This window comes from Bacillus sp. L_1B0_5 (assembly GCF_000836715.1).
Lineage (GTDB): Bacteria > Bacillota > Bacilli > Bacillales > Bacillaceae_G > Bacillus_A > Bacillus_A thuringiensis_S.
Genome location: NZ_JXIS01000122.1, coordinates 1 through 647 on the forward strand (window position 1 = coordinate 1; position 647 = coordinate 647).

Here is a 647-nt window from a genome sequence, read left to right on the forward strand (position 1 = left end):
TTATGCATATGGATCATCTTCTAAATCATTTAGTTTATTCCATGATGTATTTTCTTCTTTATCATTGGATTCCCCAGGATTCGTTATTTCTTGACTTGCTTCGATATGAGTTTGATCTAAAACAGGTGTATGAACAGTTTTTGAATCTTCATTATGTTTAATTGGTAAAGGTTGTGTTTCATTATCCAATGCAAATGTATATTTACGTGGTAAAATTTCTGCTACATCTACATTACCAATTTGTTTATGAAGTTGTTGTGCAGCATACAAAAAGAACATTGTAAGATCACTTTGTTTGTTAATGAAATCGATCATATCTGGTGAAATGTCTTTCTTAATATAGACATTTGCTCTATCACCAGCTTTGTATATTTTACGAGCCATTATTTTTCACCGACAGTAGCAAGCGCTTTTTCTTTTAATTCTTCAAATCTTGGAGAGCATGTGTACACAAGTAATCCGCGTGCATTTACGAAAAGTGGGTCTTTTAAGAAAATAACATTTGTTAAACGTCCTTTTTGCTCTAAAATTTGCTGTAGGCTTTCTTTTACAATTGCGGCACCGCCACCATAAATGAATACATACGGATCATCTTTCATATCATCAATTTTATTAATAATATCAGTTGCAATTCGATTTGCTAAACC

At 32.0% G+C, this 647-nt stretch carries 1 protein-coding gene and 1 pseudogene; both read right to left on the reverse strand.

The window, feature by feature from the left end; all coding sequences use genetic code 11:
• Window positions 1-384 carry a hypothetical protein gene (locus tag RT27_RS28715; RefSeq protein ID WP_043938487.1) on the reverse strand — a complete coding sequence of 128 codons (384 nt, stop codon included), beginning with the start codon at window positions 382-384 and terminating at the stop codon, window positions 1-3.
• Window positions 384-647, reverse strand: a pseudogene (locus RT27_RS28720) (peptide ABC transporter substrate-binding protein); the annotation flags it as partial. The gene RT27_RS28715 and the pseudogene RT27_RS28720, both read right to left, overlap by 1 nt.

Excerpts from the sequence above, each read along its gene's own strand:
- RT27_RS28715 (WP_043938487.1), bottom strand. The coding sequence starts at position 384 with ATGGCTCGTAAAATATACAAAGCTGGTGATAGAGCAAATGTCTATATT.